This is a genomic window from Pandoraea morbifera (genome assembly GCF_902459575.1).
Taxonomy (GTDB): domain Bacteria; phylum Pseudomonadota; class Gammaproteobacteria; order Burkholderiales; family Burkholderiaceae; genus Pandoraea; species Pandoraea morbifera.
On record NZ_CABPSD010000009.1, the window covers coordinates 105,005 to 122,410 of the forward strand.

Below are 17,406 nucleotides of genomic sequence, written 5' to 3' on the forward strand. Positions count from 1 at the left end.
AGCGTTCGATCAGGTTTTACCCTTATATCTGGCAGGGCATAAAGGGTGCCGCGACACACCCTTGAAATTTGGGTTAAGCTGACTCATATGGGTGTGGCACCCCCGGTGGTCGGGGGCTGCGGCGCCTTGCTGGACAACGCGCGCGATCATCGACGAGTGTTGGCATTCCGGTGGACGACCGGCCGGCAGGCGGCAATAGGAGCTCCGATTGCTTCCTGCGCCCGGGAGTTGTTTAGAATCCACGTATGGCAACCTTACCGACAACGCATGACGACACCGTACAGGAGCGGCAGGAGCAACAGCTCAAGCCGCCGTCGATGTACAAGGTGGTACTGTTGAACGACGACTTCACCCCGATGGAATTCGTGGTGATGGTCATTCAGGAATATTTCAATAAGGACCGGGAATCTGCCACGCAGATCATGCTCAAGGTCCATCGCGAGGGCAGGGGAGTTTGTGGGGTCTTTACGCGCGACGTCGCGGCGACCAAAGTTGAGCAAGTCGTTAGCCATGCAAGGCAGTCCGGGCACCCGCTGCAGTGCGTGATGGAGGAAGCATGATTGCCCAGGAATTGGAAGTCAGCCTGCACATGGCGTTTATGGAAGCGCGCCAGGCACGACACGAATTCATCACGGTCGAGCACCTTTTGCTCGCCCTCTTGGATAACCCGACCGCCGCCGAGGTGTTGCGCGCGTGCGCCGCGAATCTCGACGATTTGCGGCAGAACCTGCGCAACTTCATCGCCGACAATACGCCGACGGTGCCTGGCAGCGACGAGGTCGACACCCAGCCCACGCTCGGGTTCCAGCGCGTGATCCAGCGCGCCATCATGCACGTGCAGTCCACTTCCAACGGCAAGAAGGAAGTCACGGGCGCGAACGTGCTGGTCGCCATTTTCGGCGAGAAGGACTCCCACGCCGTCTACTACCTGCAGCAGCAGGGCGTGACGCGGCTGGACGTCGTCAATTTCATTTCGCACGGCATCACCAAGACCGGTGCGTCGGGCGAGTCGGCCAAGGCCGGTGAGGGCAGTGCCGAAGGCGAGGAGGGCGCCAACACCAAGGAAAGCCCGCTCGCGCAGTACACGCAGAACCTCAACCAGATGGCGCGCGACGGCAAGATCGATCCGCTCATCGGGCGCGAATCGGAAGTCGAGCGCGTGGTGCAGGTCCTGTGCCGCCGCCGCAAGAACAATCCCCTGCTCGTCGGCGAAGCCGGCGTGGGCAAGACTGCCATCGCCGAAGGGCTTGCGTGGCGCGTGACGCGCGGCGAAGTGCCCGAGATCCTGCAGGACGCCACTGTCTACTCGCTGGACATGGGCGCGCTGCTCGCGGGCACCAAGTATCGCGGCGACTTCGAGCAACGCCTGAAGGCGGTGCTCAAGGAACTCAAGGAGCGCAGTAACGCGATCCTGTTCATCGACGAAATTCACACGCTGATCGGTGCAGGCGCCGCCTCGGGCGGCACGCTGGACGCGTCCAATCTGCTCAAGCCGGCGTTGTCGTCGGGGCAACTCAAGTGCATTGGCGCCACGACTTTCACCGAGTACCGCGGCATCTTCGAGAAGGACGCCGCGCTGTCGCGCCGTTTCCAGAAGATCGATGTGAACGAGCCGACCGTCGAACAAACCGTGCAGATCCTGCGTGGACTGAAGTCGCGCTTCGAAGAGCACCATGGCGTGAAGTATTCGTCGAGCGCGCTGTCCGCCGCCGCGGAACTGTCGGCCAAGTTCATCACCGATCGTCACCTGCCGGACAAGGCCATCGATGTGATCGATGAAGCCGGTGCCGCGCAGCGCATCCTGCCGAAGTCCAAGCAGAAGAAGACGATAGGCAAGGGCGAGATCGAGGAAATCGTCTCGAAGATCGCGCGCATCCCGCCGCAGAGCGTTTCTGCGGACGATCGCGGCAAGCTTCAGACGCTCGATCGCGACCTGAAGAGCGTGGTGTTCGGACAAGACCCGGCCATCGACGCACTCTCTGCGGCGATCAAGATGTCGCGCGCCGGGTTGGGCAAGACGGACAAGCCGATCGGCGCGTTCCTCTTCTCGGGTCCGACCGGGGTCGGCAAGACCGAAGTCGCCAAGCAGCTTGCGTTCACGCTGGGCATCGAGCTGATTCGCTTCGATATGTCGGAGTACATGGAGCGCCACGCGGTGAGCCGTCTGATCGGCGCGCCGCCGGGTTACGTGGGCTTCGATCAGGGTGGCCTGCTGACCGAGGCCGTGACGAAGAAGCCGCACTGCGTGCTGCTGCTCGACGAAATCGAGAAGGCGCACCCGGACATCTTCAACGTGCTGCTCCAGGTGATGGATCACGGCACGCTGACGGACAACAACGGCCGGAAGGCGGACTTCCGCAACGTCATCATCATCATGACGACGAACGCGGGCGCCGAGACGATCAACCGCGCGAGCATCGGCTTCACGAACGAGCGCCAGGCCGGCGATGAAATGGCCGACATCAAGCGCATGTTCACGCCGGAGTTCCGCAACCGCCTCGACGCGATCATCAGCTTCAAGCCGCTCGACGAGCAGATCATCCTGCGCGTCGTCGACAAGTTCCTCATCCAGTTGGAAGACCAACTGCATGAGAAGAAGGTCGAGGTGGTGTTCACTGACAAGCTGCGTGCGTATCTGGCGAAGAAGGGCTTCGATCCGCTCATGGGCGCACGTCCGATGCAGCGTCTGATCCAGGACACGATTCGTCGTGCGCTGGCCGACGAACTGCTCTTCGGGCGGTTGACCGGCGGTGGGCGCGTGACCGTCGATCTGGACGAGCACGATCAGGTGCAGTTGTCGTTCCCCGAGGACGGCAACACGCGTCCCGAGCCGGAAGCGGCCGAGGTCGAGTAACCGTCAGGCCCCGTCAGTCAACTTCAGGGCCTCGCGCCCATGAAAAAGCGCCGCTTCGAGCGGCGCTTTTTTTTCGACGTCGGTGCGTCAGTGCTTGCCGGTGCTGCCGAAGCCGCCCGCACCGCGATCGCTCTCGGGGAACTCGTCGACGATATTGAACTCGGCCTGCACGACCGGCACGATCACGAGCTGTGCCAGGCGCTCGAACGGGTTAAGGACGAACGGCTCGTTGCCGCGGTTCCACGTCGACACCATCAATTGACCCTGGTAGTCCGAGTCGATCAACCCGACCAGATTGCCCAGCACGATGCCGTGCTTGTGGCCGAGGCCCGAGCGCGGCAGGATCAACGCGGCGTAGCCCGGGTCTTCCAGATGGATCGCCATCCCGGTGGGGACGAGCACGGTTTGACCGGGGGCGATGGTCATGGGCGCATCGAGGCAGGCGCGCAGGTCAAGCCCGGCGCTGCCCGGCGTGGCGTAAGCGGGCAACTGCGAGCGCAGGCGTTCGTCGAGGATCTTGACGTCGAGTTTCATGGCGTTAGGAAGTGGGTACGTTAGGGCGTGACGACGTTAATGAGGACAGCGGGGCCGAGCAACCCTGTGTGCGAACACATGGGGGCGCAAGGCGCATGGAAACTATGCCGGGACGTGGGGGCGGGGCGTGCCCGTAGTGGCTCGGGCACGCGCACCGGTTCAGTCGTCCGCTCGCAACGCGAAGGCCTGTGCGAGCAGTTCATGCGAGCGCAGGCGCGCGCGATAACTGCCGGCGACCGTAAGCACGACGATTTCGTCGGCTTCGAACTGCTCCTGCAATTCCATGACGCGCTCGGTCACCCGCTCCGGGGTGCCGATGATACTACGCGGTTTCTCGCGCGCGATCACCGACAATTCCCGTTCGCGATACTGCGCCCTGGCCTGAGCGCCCTGTTCCAGACTCGGGATCGGCTCGTTCATGCCGTAGGCCATTTGCACGCGTCGCAGATCCACACCGGCTTCGAGTGCTTCGGCCTCGGCCTGGGTGTCGGCGCAGATGACGAATAGCGCAACGGCGCAGTACGGCTTGTCCAGTCGTCCGGGCGTGAAGCGCTCCCGATAGGCTTGCGTGACGCGGTGTCCGTAATGCGCGTTGATGAAGTGCGCAAAGCAGTAGCGCAGACCGAGCTGTGCGGCGAGCAGTCCGCCGAATTCGCTGGAACCCAGCACCCACACCTCGGGCCGAGTGGCCACGGCAGGTTGCAGCAACACCCCGCGATAGGGATGGTCGTCGGCGAGCGTGCCATCGAACAGCGCCGCGAGTTCCGCGACCTGCTGCGGGAAGTGCTCGCCGGCGTCGTACGGGCCTTTCGCGACGGCGCGCGCGGTGCGCATGTCGCCACCCGGCGCGCGTCCCACGCCCAGGTCGATGCGGTTCGGAAACAGCGCTTCGAGCATCAGAAACTGTTCCGCCAGCTTGAACGGGCTGTAGTAGGGCAGCATCACGCCGCCCGAGCCCACGCGCAGCCGCTTCGTCACGCTCGCCAGCCGGGCGATCATGACCTCCGGCGCGGGATTCGCCACGCCGCGCAGGCCGTGGTGTTCCGCGCACCAGTAACGCGTGTAGCCGAGGTCGTCGGCGGCCTGGGCCAGCTCGACGGTCGCCGCGATGGCATCGGCCACATCATGGCCGTGGATGACGGGCGTCTGATCGAGGATCGACAGCTTGATGCGGGCAGTGGAGGGTTGTGACATGCGTTCGGGCTCCGAGGGGCCGACGGGCAGGGCGCCGGCGCGTCGTCTTGCGAGTCAGTGGCCGCTGCCGGCGGACGAATCCACCGGTACGGTACCGGGTCCTGCATGCGGCAGGCGCGCAATCATCAGAATCGCCACGATACCGCCCAGTGCGCCGCACAGGAAGATCGAGGCATATCCGAAAAAGTTGGCGACGAGGCCGGCCATCGGCCCGATCAGGCCGAGGGCCAGATCGAAGAACGCCGAGTAGGCCGCCAGCGCCGCGCCGCGGTTCTGTGGCGGCACCTGGCGCAAGGCTTCCACGCCCAGCGCGGGAAATACCAGCGAGAAGCCCACGCCGGTCAATCCTGCGCCCGCGAGCGCCATGTGCGGGCTCACGGCGCCCCAAAGCAGGAACTGACCGATTGCGCTGAATACCAGCGAGCACATGGCCACGCGGCGTCCGCCGAAGCGATCGACCGCATGGGCGAGCAGAATCCGCATGCCGATGAAGCAGGCACTGTACAGCGTGAGCGCGTATGCGGCCCCCGTCCAGCCATGGCTGGCGTAGTACAGCGTGATGAATGCCGCGATGACCGCGTACCCGATGCTGCCGAGCGTCATGGCGAGGCCCGGACGCCAGACCAGTCCGACGACACGGAAGAACGGCAGGCGATTGCCGCCCACGGGCGCCGCTGCGGGGAGACGCAAGGCGATCGCGAAGGCCACGGCCGGCAGCGCGATGTTCACGAGCGAGACGACGGTGAACCCTGCCGACTGCAGCAGATACGCCCCGAATGGAGCGCCGGTGGCCAGCGCCGTGTACATCGACACGCCCTGCCACGAAATCGCCTTGCTGGCGTGCGCGGCGCCGAGCAGGCCAATGCCCCACGACATGCCGCCGGTCAGGATCAGACTTTCGCCGAAACCCAGCACGACGCGCCCGGCAATCAGGATACCCAGTGCAAGCGCGGGATTCGGTGCGATGGACGCGACGAGATAGAGCACCCCCGCGGCGGCGCAGCCGCACAGTCCGGTGAGCACGGCGCGGCGCGGACCACGCGTATCGACGGTGCGCCCGGCATACGAGCGCAGCAGCAGCGTGACGACGGACTGGATGCCGATCGTCACCCCGACCACGAACGAGCCATAGCCGAGGGTTTCGTGCACGTAGACCGGCAGCACGGGCAGCGGCATGCCGATTGTCATGAAACCGAAGAACATGATCGCGGCGAGCATGCTCAGTGTCCCGTAGACACTGACACTCGGACGCGCGGACGTAGGAGGTTGCGTCATTTTCGATAGGGGGTGGTGCCATGGCCCGCCGGCCGCGATGGGCCAATGACGGGCGGACGTTGCGGCGACCGGCGGGCCACCGGTTTCCAGGAGTCTGCCAGCGTTGCCGGACAACGACGATGACAGACGCTCGCGCCGGGGAACGGCTTGGGGCAGCGCGGCGCGGCGGGGCGGATGCCCTCAGATGTCGCGCGACGGCTCGCGACCTCATGCGGCGTCACGCTGCCGCCGCGATGATCCGCCCGCGTCAGCCCGGGGCGCTTGACGGCAATCGGGCGGCGATCTCCACGATCAGGCTGCGCGCAAGCGAGGCCTTGTCGGCACGCGGCAGGCGTTTCTGACCGGCTTCGTCGAAGAGAATGACTTCGTTGTCGTCCTTGCCGAACGTCGCGGGGCCGAGATTGCCCACGAGTAACGGCACCTGCTTGCGGAGGCGCTTTTGCGCGCCGTGCTTTTCCAGATCGCCCGATTCGGCGGCGAATCCCACGCAGTACGGCGCGTTGGGCAGCTGCGCCACGGCCGCCAGAATATCGGGGTTCTGCACGAACTCGAGGCGCGGCACGTCCGCCTCGCCGGTCTTCTTGATCTTTTCTCCGGCGACGTCGCGCACCCGCCAGTCGGCCACTGCAGCCACCGCGATGAAGATGTCGTTGTGCGAGACGTCGGCCATGACCGCGTCGTACATCTGTCGGGCGGTCTGGACGTTGGTGCGCGTCACGCCGTAGGGTGTGTCCAGCGCGCTCGGGCCGGCCACGAGGTGCACCTCGGCGCCCGCTTGCGCGGCGGCGCGCGCGAGCGCGAAACCCATCTTTCCGCTCGACAGATTGGTCAGCCCGCGCACCGGATCGATCGGCTCGAAGGTCGGGCCGGCGGTGATCAGCACGCGTCGTCCGGCAAGGCGCTTGGGCTGGAAGAAGGCGGTGAGCGCCTCGTAGAGCGCTTCAGGTTCGAGCATGCGTCCGTCGCCGATTTCGCCGCACGCCTGATCGCCGCTGTCCGGGCCGAGCACCACGATGCCGTCGCCGCGCAGGGTTGCCGCGTTGCGCTGGGTGGCAGGGTTGGCCCACATCTGGCGGTTCATGGCCGGCGCCACGAGCAGCGGACAGTCGCGCGCTACGCACAGCGTGCAGAGCAGGTCGTCGGCCATGCCGTGCGCGAGCTTGGCGAGGAAGTCGGTGGAAGCGGGGGCGATCAGAATGGCGTCGGCCGCGCGCGAGAGGTCGATATGCGCCATGTTGTTGTCGATGCGGTTGTCCCACTGGCTCGTGAAGACGGGACGCCCGGAGAGGGCCTGCATCGTGAGCGGCGTGATGAATTGCGTGGCGGCTTCGGTCATCACAACCTGTACCGTGGCGCCTGCCTTGATGAGCAACCGGGTGAGTTCGGCCGACTTGTAGCAGGCAATGCCGCCCGTCAGGCCGAGAACGATGGTCTTGCCCGCCAGTTCGCCGCGTTCCATAGAAATGCTTCCTCCAAAGTGCCGCGCGGCGCCTTCGGGGCGCCGCGACGGTGTATGTCGTCCGCGCGCACGTGCCGTGGCCGTGCGCGCGGATCGCGCCGCGGCTGCCGCGGCGGATCCTGCGATGAGCACTACTTGCCGCGTCGCACGCGCCGCAGCTCGTCGATCACCAGCAGTACGGCGCCCACGCAAATTGCCGAGTCGGCCACATTGAACGCCGGCCAGTGCCAGCCGCCGACGTGAAAGTCCAGAAAGTCGATCACGTGGCCATAGATCACGCGATCGATTACGTTGCCCAGCGCACCGCCGAGAATCAACGACAGCGACAGGCAGAACATCTTCTGGCCGTTGTGACGCTTGAGCAGCACGACGATGACCGTTGCCGCCACCACGCCGAGCAGCGTGAAGAACCAGCGTTGCCACCCACCCGCGGCGGCCAGAAAGCTGAACGCCGCGCCCTTGTTGTACACCAGCACCAGATTGAAGAACGACGTCAGCGGGTGGAATTCGCCGTACTGGAACGTCTTCAGAATCGTCAGCTTGGTGACCTGGTCGAGCAGGATCGCAATGACCGCGATCCCCAGCCAGGGCGCCAGCCCGAAGGTGGCGCCACCACGCGCGCCGCCCCTGCTGCCATTGCTGCCGCTATTGCCGTTTCGTCGTTGCGCGCCTGAACGCGCGCCTGCTTTGCTTGCCATTATGCCGCGCTCCGGTGTTCGCCGCTGCCGAAGAGATTCGACACGCAACGCCCGCAAAGGGTCGGGTGATCTGCGTCGGCACCCACGTCTTCGCGGTAGTGCCAGCAGCGTTCGCACTTCTGGTGCGACGACGGCGTGACGACCACGCCTTCGTCGGCTTCCGCGGCCACCTGCGTGACGGTCGCGGCCGACGTGATCAGCACGAAGCGCAGATCGTCGCCGAGGCTGGCCAGCACGTCGAACTTGCGGCCCGAGACCCGCACGTCGACTTCGGCCTGCAGCGACGAGCCGATCTTCTCGGCCGCTCGCGCCTCTTCGAGTGCCTTGGTCACGTCGCCGCGCACAGCGCGCAACAGGTGCCACTTCTCCAGCAAACGCGTGCCCTGCGCGACTTCCGGATACGCGTAATACGTTTCCGTGAAGATCGTGTCGTTGCCGGGCTGGAACACTTGCCACGCTTCTTCGGCAGTGAACGACAGGAACGGCGCCATGAGCTTGAGCAGGCCGTGCGTGATGTGATGAAGGGCGTTCTGCGCGGCGCGGCGCGCGGGGGCGTCCGGCGCGCTCGTGTACAGGCGGTCCTTCAGGATGTCGAGGTAGAAACCGCCGAGGTCTTCCGAGCAGAACGTCTGCAGCTTGGCCACGACCGGGTGGAACTCGTAGCGGTCGTAGTGGCCGAGGACTTCGGTCTGCAGCGACTGGGCGAGCGCCACGGCGTAGCGATCGATCTCGAGCCATTGCTCCGGCGGCAGCGCATGCTTCGCATGGTCGTAGTCGGCCAGGTTCGCGAGCAGGAAGCGCAGCGTGTTGCGGATACGACGATAGCTCTCGACCACGCGCTTGAGAATTTCGTCGGAGATCGACAGTTCGCCCGAATAGTCGGTCGACGCGACCCACAGGCGGATGATTTCCGCGCCGAGCTTGCCGGCGACTTCCTGCGGCACGATGGTGTTGCCGATCGACTTCGACATCTTGCGGCCCTGGCCATCGACGGTGAAGCCGTGCGTGAGCAGCGCCTTGTAGGGCGGACGGCCATCCATCATCGACGCGGTGAGCAGCGACGAGTGGAACCAGCCGCGATGCTGGTCCGAGCCTTCGAGGTAGAGGTCGGCGGGAAAGCCGAGCTCGTGTGCGTGCGAGCCGCGCAGCACATGCCAGTGCGTGGTGCCCGAGTCGAACCACACGTCGAGCGTGTCACGGTTCTTCACGTAATCCTTGGCGTCGTCGCCGAGCAGTTCGACCGGATCGAGCGTCTGCCACGCCTCGATGCCTTCGGTCTCCACGCGCTTGGCCACGGCTTCGAGCAGTTCCGGCGTGCGCGGGTGCAACGCGCCGGTTTCCTTGTGCACGAAGAATGCCATCGGCACGCCCCATTGGCGCTGGCGCGAAAGCGTCCAGTCCGGGCGGTGCGCGATCATGTTGTGCAGGCGCTGCTTGCCCCACGACGGGAAAAACTCCGTGGCCTCGATGCCGGCCAGGGCGATCTCGCGCAGCGTCTTGCCGTCGCCCGGTGCACCGTCGACCGGCTTCACGTCCATGCCCGCGAACCACTGGTTGGTGGCGCGGTAGATGATCGGCGACTTGTGGCGCCAGCAGTGCATGTAGCTGTGCGTGTACTTGAACGAGTGGAACAGCGTACCCGCCTCGCGCAGCGCCTCGACGATCTGCGGATTGGCGTCCCAGATCGACTGGCCGCCGAACAGCGGCAGGCTGTCCTGATAGCGTCCGTCGCCGAGCACCGGCATGCGGATTTCCGAGTCCGGCATGCCGTGCGCCTTGCACGACATGAAGTCTTCCACGCCGTAGGCGGGCGCCGAGTGCACCACGCCCGTGCCCGTGTCGGTCGTCACGTAGTCGCCCAGGTAGATCGGCGAGGTGCGGTCGTAGCCGACGTCCGCCGTGGCGAGCGGGTGACGGAAACGGATCAGCGAGAGCGCTTCACCCTTCGCGCGGGCGAGGATCTCGCCGTGCAGGCCATAGGTCTTGAGGCTCTCCTCGACGCGCTCCGTGGCCAGGATCAGCAGGCCGCGTTCGGTCGACACGAGCGCGTACTCGATTTCCGGATTGACGTTCAGGGCCTGGTTCGACGGGATCGTCCACGGGGTGGTCGTCCAGATGACGATGAAGCCGTCGTCGCGCGGCAGCTTGGGCAGACCGAAGGCCCTGGCGACCTTTTCGGGTTCGGCGAACGGGAAGCCCACGTCGATCGACAGGTCGGTCTTGTCCTTGTATTCCACTTCGGCCTCGGCCAGCGCAGAGCCGCAGTCGAAGCACCAGTTCACCGGCTTGAGGCCACGGTAGACGTAGCCGTTTTCCATGATCTTCGCGAGGGCCCGAAGTTCGTTGGCCTCGTTCAAGAAGTTCATGGTCTTGTACGGATTGTCCCAGTCGCCGAGCACGCCCAGGCGCTCGAAGTCCGCCTTCTGGCGCTCGATCTGCACCGCGGCGTAGGCACGCGCCTTTTCCTGCACCTCGCGCACCGGCAGGTGCTTGCCGAACTGCTTTTCGATCTGGATCTCGATGGGCATGCCGTGGCAGTCCCAGCCCGGCACGTAGGCCGCGTCGAAGCCTGCGAGGCTGCGCGCCTTGACGATCATGTCCTTGAGGATCTTGTTGACCGCATGGCCGATGTGGATGTCGCCATTGGCATACGGCGGGCCGTCGTGCAGGATGAATTTCGGACGGCCTTTGCTGGCGCGGCGGATCTTGTCGTAGATCTTCTTTTCCTGCCACTGCTTGACCCACAGCGGCTCGCGCTTGGGCAGGTCGCCTCGCATCGGGAACGGCGTGTCCAGCAGATTGACGGGGTACTTGCTCGGGGCTTTCTTATCGCTCATGGTGCTTCGCTACGAATTTTGGATGTCGGGTGTGCGGCGCTCGCGCCGATGACGTTGCGTTCGGCCCCAGCGGGCCGGGAGATGCAACGCCCGGGCAGGTGCCAGTGGCGGCGGCGGGCCGCGCGCGCGGCGCGGGGCGCCGGCGCACGCGGGCGAAGATCAACTAATTCGGTCGGTCGCCGAGGTGGCGAAATCGCGTCGTGCGCTCGGGCCGTTGGCGTCAAGCGCATGGGCGAAATAGGCGCGGGCCTCGCGTGTGTCCTGCGCGATGGCGGCTTCGAGTTCGGTCAGTCCGTCGAATTTCGCCTCGTCGCGCAGCTTCTGCAGGAATTCCACGCGCACTAGCTTTCCGTAGCAGTCGCCCGCGAAGTCGAGCAGATGCACTTCGAGCAGTACGCGGCCCGAGTCGTCGACGGTCGGACGCAGTCCCAGGCTCGCCACGGCGGGCAGCGGCCGCTCGGCCAGTCCGTGCACCTGCACGACGAAGATGCCCGACAGGGCAGGGTGTTTGTGGGCGATACGCAGATTGAGCGTCGGGTAGCCCAGCTTGCGGCCGAGCTTCATGCCGTGCACCACGTGGCCGGTGATGGCGTACGGACGGCCGAGCAGCGCGTGGGCGCGCTCGAAATTGCCGTCGGCGAGCGCTGCGCGCACTTCCGAGCTGGAGATGCGCACGCCGTCATGCGCGATCGTCGGCATCTGCTCCACGACGAAATCGAAGCGGCGCCCGGCGTCGCGCAGATATTCGATGTCGCCGGCGCGCCTGGCGCCGAAGCGGAAGTCATCGCCCACGAGCAGCCAGCGGGTGTGCAGGCCGTCGACGATGATGTTGCGCACGAAGTCCTCGGGCGACTGTCCGGCAAAATGCGCGTTGAAGTGTTCCACCACCAGCCGGTCGACCCCCTGCGCGCGCAGCGCTTCGAACTTGTCGCGCAGGTTGGAGATGCGCGCCGGCGCCCGGTCGGGCATGAAGTATTCGCGGGGATGCGGCTCGAACGTCATCACGCACACCGGCAGGCCGCGCGCGGCCGCGGCAGCGCGCACACGTGCGAGCAGTGCCTGATGGCCCAGGTGCACGCCGTCGAAATTGCCGATCGTCAGCACGCAGGGCGCTTTGCTTTGCGCGTTGGGTAAACCCCGGAAGACTCGCACGATAAGGAAGCGTCAGTACAAGACGTTGATTGAGCGTTGGTGGATGGACTGCGCGGCACGGCTGCATGAGCCCGGCGGCCTGCGCGGGCCGTACCCGACCCGTTTCCCGCAGAACGGCCAGACCGACATTGCGGCGCCGCAGAACGTTGAATTATAAACGCTTCGGGGCCATCGCGGCGTGCATCGCGCTGTCTGGTGCGCCGCGCCAATGATAAAATCCGGCGATGAAGAACATTGTCATCCTGATTTCCGGACGAGGCAGCAACATGCAGGCCATCGTCCGGGCCTGTACCGCAGAAGGCTGGCCGGCCCGCGTGGCCGCTGTCATCGCCAATCGTGCCGAGGCCGAAGGCCTGGCGTTCGCCACGGAAAACGGCATCCCGGCAGCCGTGGTGCCGAGCCTCGGCAAGACCCGCGAGGCGTTCGACGCCGAACTCGCCGCCGAAATCGATCGCCATCAGCCCGATCTGGTCGTACTCGCCGGATTCATGCGCATTCTTACGCCGGCATTCACCGAGCGCTACGCCGGCCGTCTCATCAACATCCATCCGTCGCTGCTTCCGGCCTTTCCGGGGCTGCAAACGCATGCGCGTGCGCTCGAAGCCGGATGCAAGATCGTGGGCGCCACGGTGCATTTCGTGACGTCCGAGCTCGACCATGGCCCATACGTGCTGCAGGCCGCCGTGCCGGTGCGCCCGGGCGATACCCCGCAAGCGCTGGCCGAGCGCATCCTGCCGCTCGAACACATCATTTATCCGCGCGCCGTGCGCTGGTTCGTGGAAGATCGTCTGGTCGTGGCCGATGGCCGCGTGACGGTCCTGCCCGCCGCCGATGGCACGCCCGACCCGCAATGGCTCTTTGGTGAGGACGCATGAGCACACGCCCGACCCAGCGCCGCAATGGCGCAAATCACGCCGGTGGTCGCACCGGCGGTAAATCGTTCGATTCCCGTTCGTCATATGGCAGTAAGGGCGGCAGAAGCGCCCGCGACGGCGACCGTCGGCACGACGCCGCGCCGGTGGACAGTGCCAGCATGCGCGGCGAACACCTGTCGCCGGCGCTTTTCGAGCGGACGCAGGAATTGCTCGGCACCGTGCTGAAGTTCACCGGGCCGGCCGATACGCTCGTGAGTACCTACTTCCGGGCTCACGACCGACTGGGGCATCGCGAGCGCGGTGTGCTGGCCGAAACGGTATTCGCCATCCTGCGCCGCAAACTCGAATTCGGGCAGCACGCCGAGAGCGGTTCCGGCCCGCTGGAGCGCCGTCTCGCACTGCTCGGGCTGGCGTTCACGCGCGGTATCGCGTCGGTCAAGCTCGTGGCGTCCCCCGAGGAAGTCGACTGGCTGGAGCACGTCGGACAGATCGATCCGGCGACGCTCAAGCCGAGAGTGCGTACTAACTTGCCGGAGTGGCTTTACGAGCGTTTGGCCGCGCGTTTCGACGCCGCGGAACTCGAAGCCCTGGCCGCCGCGCTCAATCAGCCGGCGCCGCTCGACTGTCGCGTAAACGTCGTCAAGGCCAGCCGCGACGATGTGCTCGCGACGCTTCGCGAAGACGGGTTTTCGGCCGAGCCCACGCCTTATGCGCCCAATGGCATTCGCCTGGCCGGCAAGCCGGCGCTGCAAAAGCACCCGCTGTTCGTGTCCGGCGCGATCGAGGTGCAGGACGAGGGCAGCCAGTTGCTCTGTCAGCTGGTGGCGCCGCGCCGCGGTGAAATGATCGTCGACTTTTGCGCCGGTGCCGGGGGCAAGACGCTCGCGATCGGCGCGCAAATGCGCTCGACGGGGCGTTTGTATGCGTTCGACGTCTCGGAGAAGCGTCTCGCCAAGCTCAAGCCGCGTCTGGCGCGCAGTGGGCTGTCGAACGTCTATCCTGTGATGATCGACAGCGAGAACGACAGCAAGATCAAGCGTCTGGCGGGCAAGATCGACCGGGTGCTGGTGGACGCGCCGTGCAGCGGGCTGGGCACGCTGCGCCGTAATCCCGACCTGAAGTGGCGGCAGACGCCGCAGTCGGTCGAGGAACTCACGCAGAAGCAGGCGTCGATCCTCGCGAGTGCCGCGCGCCTGGTCAAGCCGGGCGGCCGTCTCGTTTATGCCACATGCAGTCTGCTCAACGAGGAGAATGCGGCCATCGCCGAGGCGTTCGCGGCGGCGCATCCCGACTTCGTGCTGCTGCCGGCGGACACATTGCTCGCATCGCAGAAAATCGGGCTCGATACCGGCAAGTACCTTGAGCTGCTGCCGAACCGCCACGCCACCGACGGTTTCTTTGCGGCGGTGTTCGAGCGCCGGACGGCACAGGCTTGAGGGTGAGGGACAGGGATGGGGGCGATGAACGGCGCCGGTTTTCGCCTCGCCCGGCCTGGGGTGATGTCGCTGGCCGGTGCAGCCCCATGATGTCGGCGGACAACAAGAGATAAAAGAGATGGCGATGCAGGAAAGTCCGGCTTTCGCGAGATTGGTGCGCGACGTCGTTCGCGACTTCGGCGACACGCAGATCATCTGGCAGATCGTGGCGCTGGTGGTCGCGCTCGCCGCCGCGTTCGTTCTGCGGCGCTGGATGATCGGGCGTCTCGAGCGCCATTTCGACCGGGTGGCGCCGGCGCGCCGGGCCGGGTCGTCGAGTCTGCGGCGCGCGTTCTTCCCGATGTTCGGGTGGATGTGCGTCGCGCTCACGCGCGTGGTGCTCCAGGAGCACACTCGCGTCTCGCTGCTGATGCTCGCCGAAGTACCGTTGTTCGGCACGGCGCTGATTTATCTGGCGTTCTACTTCGCCCGTCGACTGTTTGCATCGTCGCCGCACGCATCGGGCCTGCTCAAAGTCTTCGAGCGCGTGTTCACCACGCTCGCCTGGCTGTCGATGATCGCCTACGTGCTCGGCGTGCACGACGACATCCTCAAGTGGATGGGCAGCGTGCGCTTCGCGGTCGGCGCAAGCCATCTCACGTTGCTCTCGATTCTCTCCGGGCTGCTCTGGGTGGGGGTCACGCTGATGCTTGCGATGTGGGTCGGCTCGCTGATCGAAGACCGGATCATGCGCACGACCACGCTCGATGGCAACCTGAAGGTGGTGCTTTCGCGCACCGTCAAGGGGCTGCTCACGCTTGTTGCGGTGCTTGTCACGCTCTCGTTCGTCGGCATCGACATTACGGTGCTCGGGGTGTTCGGCGGTGCGCTCGGCGTGGGGCTTGGCTTTGGCCTGCAGAAGATCGCGTCGAACCTCGTGTCGGGCTTCATCATCCTGCTCGACCGGTCGGTACGTATCGGCGATCTGATCACCGTCAGCCCGTATCACGGCACGGTGTCGCAGATCAACACCCGCTACACCGTCGTGCGCGGCCTCGATGGCGTGGAGGCGCTCGTGCCGAACGAGCAACTGGTCACGAACGTCGTGCAGAACCATTCGTTTACCGAGACGCGAGGCCGCGCCAAGGTCAACGTGCAGGTTGCCTACAGTGCCGACGTGGAACTGGCGATGTCGCTGATGCTCAAGGCGGCACAGGACATTCCCCGCGTGCTGGCCGATCCGCCGCCGTCGGCGCTGCTGCTGAATTTCGGCGCCGACGGGATGGATCTGGAAATGGGGTTCTGGGTACAAGACCCAGCGCAAGGCAGCGGTGCCATCCGATCGGAGATCAATTTGCGGATTTGGCGCACATTTCGCGAGCACGGCATTGAAATTCCGTATGCACAGCGCGAAATACGCATCCTGAATGATTGGCCGTACGGTGTTCCTTCCCACCATGTCAACCAGCCGGATCCTTCGTCGGAACCGGCCCGGCGGGCTTTGCCACCGGGAGATGACGGCGTGAAGACGTCCTCGTAGAGGGTTTCGTCCGGGCGAGGGGATTGACCTGCGACAAAATGCGTGGCGGGCAGGCGACACACGGGCGACAGTCCGTCAGGTAAAATGTGGGCCAAACAATAACAACAGACGTTCACTGGCACGTTTTCCGCCCATATCGCCCCGGCAAGCCGCAACTTGCCGACCTCCAGCGAATCCAAGCGTCAAGCGAGCGAAAGAACGAGACCTTGACGCGACGGCCATCGATGCCGATTCGGCCCGACAAGACACGACACGGCATGGAGAACTTGCCGTGATGGCTACCGTATTGATCAGTTTGGAGTGATATTTTGCTGGACAGTCTTCTTGGATTTCTTTCGACCGGCCTGCTCGACTGGAGCGGCTGGGAGATCACGTTGTTCACGCTGGCCGTTACCCATGTGACGATTGCCGCCGTGACGATCTACCTGCACCGTTGCCAGGCGCACCGCGCGCTCGACGTGCATCCGATCGTCGCCCATTTCTTCCGCTTCTGGCTGTGGATGACCACCGGGATGGTCACCAGCGAGTGGGCGGCGATTCACCGCAAGCACCACGCCAAGTGCGAGACGCCGGAAGATCCGCACAGCCCGCAAACGCGCGGCCTGTGGAAGGTTCTCGCCGAAGGTGCCGAGCTTTATCGCGCCGAAGCGAAGAACGAGGAAACGCTGCGCAAGTTCAGCCACGGCACGCCGAACGACTGGATCGAGAACCACGTCTACAAGCGCTATCCGATCCTGGGCGTCAGCTTCATGATGATCATCGACATTGCACTGTTCGGGGCGATCGGCCTGACCGTGTGGGCCGTGCAGATGGTATGGATTCCGTTCTGGGCCGCCGGTGTCGTCAATGGGCTGGGCCACTACTGGGGCTACCGCAACTTCAACTGCGCCGACGCGTCGACGAACCTGCTGCCGTGGGGCATCATCATCGGCGGTGAGGAGTTGCACAACAACCACCATACGTACGCCACGTCGGCAAAGCTGTCGAACAAGTGGTATGAATTCGACATCGGCTGGATGTATATCCGCATGATGCAGGCGGTGGGGCTGGCCAAGGTGAAGAAGATCGCGCCGACGCCGAAGTTCGCAAAGAACAAGGCAGCGTGCGACGACGACACGCTGCAGGCCGTGCTCTCGAACCGCTACGAAGTGATGGCGCGCTATGCCAAGACCTTCAAGCGGGCCTACGGAGAAGAGCTGGCACGCTTCAAGGAGAAGCGCCAGCACGGCGAGTACCAGTTGTTCCGCGGCGCGCGCAAGTGGCTGCATCACGACGAAGCCTCGCTGCAGGAGCCGCAGAAGCAGCAACTCGGCGAGATCTTCGCGCACAGCAACGCGGTGAAGACGTACTACGAACTGCGCCGTGAACTGGCCGGCATCTGGGAGCGTTCCAATGCGTCGCGCGAGCAATTGCTGAGCCAATTGCAGAACTGGTGCCACCGCGCCGAACAAAGCGGAATTCATGCGTTGCAGGAATTCGCTTCGCGCCTGCGTCGCTACGCCTGAACGGACTTGCGCCTGAAATTCGTTTTTGACGCATAATCGAAACCCCGCCACGGCGGGGTTTTGTCATT

Annotated in this window: 13 protein-coding genes; 6 read left to right on the forward strand and 7 right to left on the reverse strand. The window is 65.0% G+C overall.

Translation table 11 applies throughout. From position 1 onward, the window contains the following. Window positions 1–245: 245 nt before the first annotated feature. Together clpS and clpA are read left to right on the forward strand one after the other, a co-directional pair. Window positions 246–560, forward strand: coding sequence for an ATP-dependent Clp protease adapter ClpS (gene clpS, locus PMO31116_RS15780; protein ID WP_010807118.1), 315 nt, complete (start codon window positions 246–248; stop codon window positions 558–560). Beyond that, the gene (gene clpA, locus PMO31116_RS15785) at window positions 557–2,854 is read left to right on the forward strand and encodes an ATP-dependent Clp protease ATP-binding subunit ClpA (protein ID WP_150567560.1); all 2,298 of its coding nucleotides are present in this window, start codon (window positions 557–559) and stop codon (window positions 2,852–2,854) included. Before clpS ends, clpA begins: the two co-directional genes overlap by 4 nt. An 87-nt stretch (window positions 2,855–2,941) precedes the next feature. Here clpA and dut read toward each other — a convergent pair whose 3' ends face one another. From dut to PMO31116_RS15820, 7 genes are all read right to left on the reverse strand, one after another. After that, the gene (gene dut, locus PMO31116_RS15790; protein WP_023594578.1) at window positions 2,942–3,388 is read right to left on the reverse strand and encodes a dUTP diphosphatase; all 447 of its coding nucleotides are present in this window, start codon (window positions 3,386–3,388) and stop codon (window positions 2,942–2,944) included. A 159-nt stretch (window positions 3,389–3,547) separates the two neighbouring features. Beyond that, window positions 3,548–4,582 carry an LLM class flavin-dependent oxidoreductase gene (locus tag PMO31116_RS15795; protein ID WP_150567561.1) on the reverse strand — a complete coding sequence of 345 codons (1,035 nt, stop codon included), beginning with the start codon at window positions 4,580–4,582 and terminating at the stop codon, window positions 3,548–3,550. A 54-nt stretch (window positions 4,583–4,636) separates the two neighbouring features. Further along, window positions 4,637–5,857: an MFS transporter gene (locus tag PMO31116_RS15800; protein ID WP_150567562.1), complete on the reverse strand. Its 1,221-nt coding sequence runs from the start codon at window positions 5,855–5,857 to the stop codon at window positions 4,637–4,639. Between the two features lie 247 nt (window positions 5,858–6,104). Then, a complete protein-coding gene (coaBC, locus tag PMO31116_RS15805) occupies window positions 6,105–7,316 on the reverse strand; it encodes a bifunctional phosphopantothenoylcysteine decarboxylase/phosphopantothenate--cysteine ligase CoaBC (RefSeq protein WP_150567563.1) in 1,212 nt (403 codons plus the stop codon). 131 nt (window positions 7,317–7,447) lie between these two features. Continuing rightward, window positions 7,448–8,014, reverse strand: a complete 567-nt coding sequence (lspA, locus tag PMO31116_RS15810; protein WP_150567564.1) for a signal peptidase II — start codon at window positions 8,012–8,014, stop codon at window positions 7,448–7,450. Continuing rightward, complete coding sequence (gene ileS / locus PMO31116_RS15815) at window positions 8,014–10,851, reverse strand: isoleucine--tRNA ligase (RefSeq protein WP_150567565.1); 2,838 nt, start codon at window positions 10,849–10,851, stop codon at window positions 8,014–8,016. Before ileS ends, lspA begins: the two co-directional genes overlap by 1 nt. Window positions 10,852–11,010: 159 nt before the next feature. Then, a complete protein-coding gene (locus tag PMO31116_RS15820; protein WP_150567566.1) occupies window positions 11,011–12,003 on the reverse strand; it encodes a bifunctional riboflavin kinase/FAD synthetase in 993 nt (330 codons plus the stop codon). 224 nt (window positions 12,004–12,227) lie between these two features. Here PMO31116_RS15820 and purN point away from each other — a divergent pair, with 224 nt between their 5' ends. From purN to PMO31116_RS15840, 4 genes are all read left to right on the forward strand, one after another. Then, window positions 12,228–12,878 carry a phosphoribosylglycinamide formyltransferase gene (purN, locus tag PMO31116_RS15825; protein WP_150567567.1) on the forward strand — a complete coding sequence of 217 codons (651 nt, stop codon included), beginning with the start codon at window positions 12,228–12,230 and terminating at the stop codon, window positions 12,876–12,878. Window positions 12,879–13,036: 158 nt separating this feature from the next. Then, window positions 13,037–14,314: an RsmB/NOP family class I SAM-dependent RNA methyltransferase gene (locus PMO31116_RS15830; RefSeq protein ID WP_150567672.1), complete on the forward strand. Its 1,278-nt coding sequence runs from the start codon at window positions 13,037–13,039 to the stop codon at window positions 14,312–14,314. Between the two features lie 118 nt (window positions 14,315–14,432). Then, entirely contained in the window at window positions 14,433–15,833 is a 1,401-nt protein-coding gene (locus PMO31116_RS15835) for a mechanosensitive ion channel family protein (protein ID WP_150567568.1), read from the forward strand. Window positions 15,834–16,141: 308 nt separating this feature from the next. Further along, a complete protein-coding gene (locus tag PMO31116_RS15840; protein ID WP_150567569.1) occupies window positions 16,142–17,338 on the forward strand; it encodes a DesA family fatty acid desaturase in 1,197 nt (398 codons plus the stop codon). The last annotated feature ends 68 nt before the right edge of the window (window positions 17,339–17,406 follow it).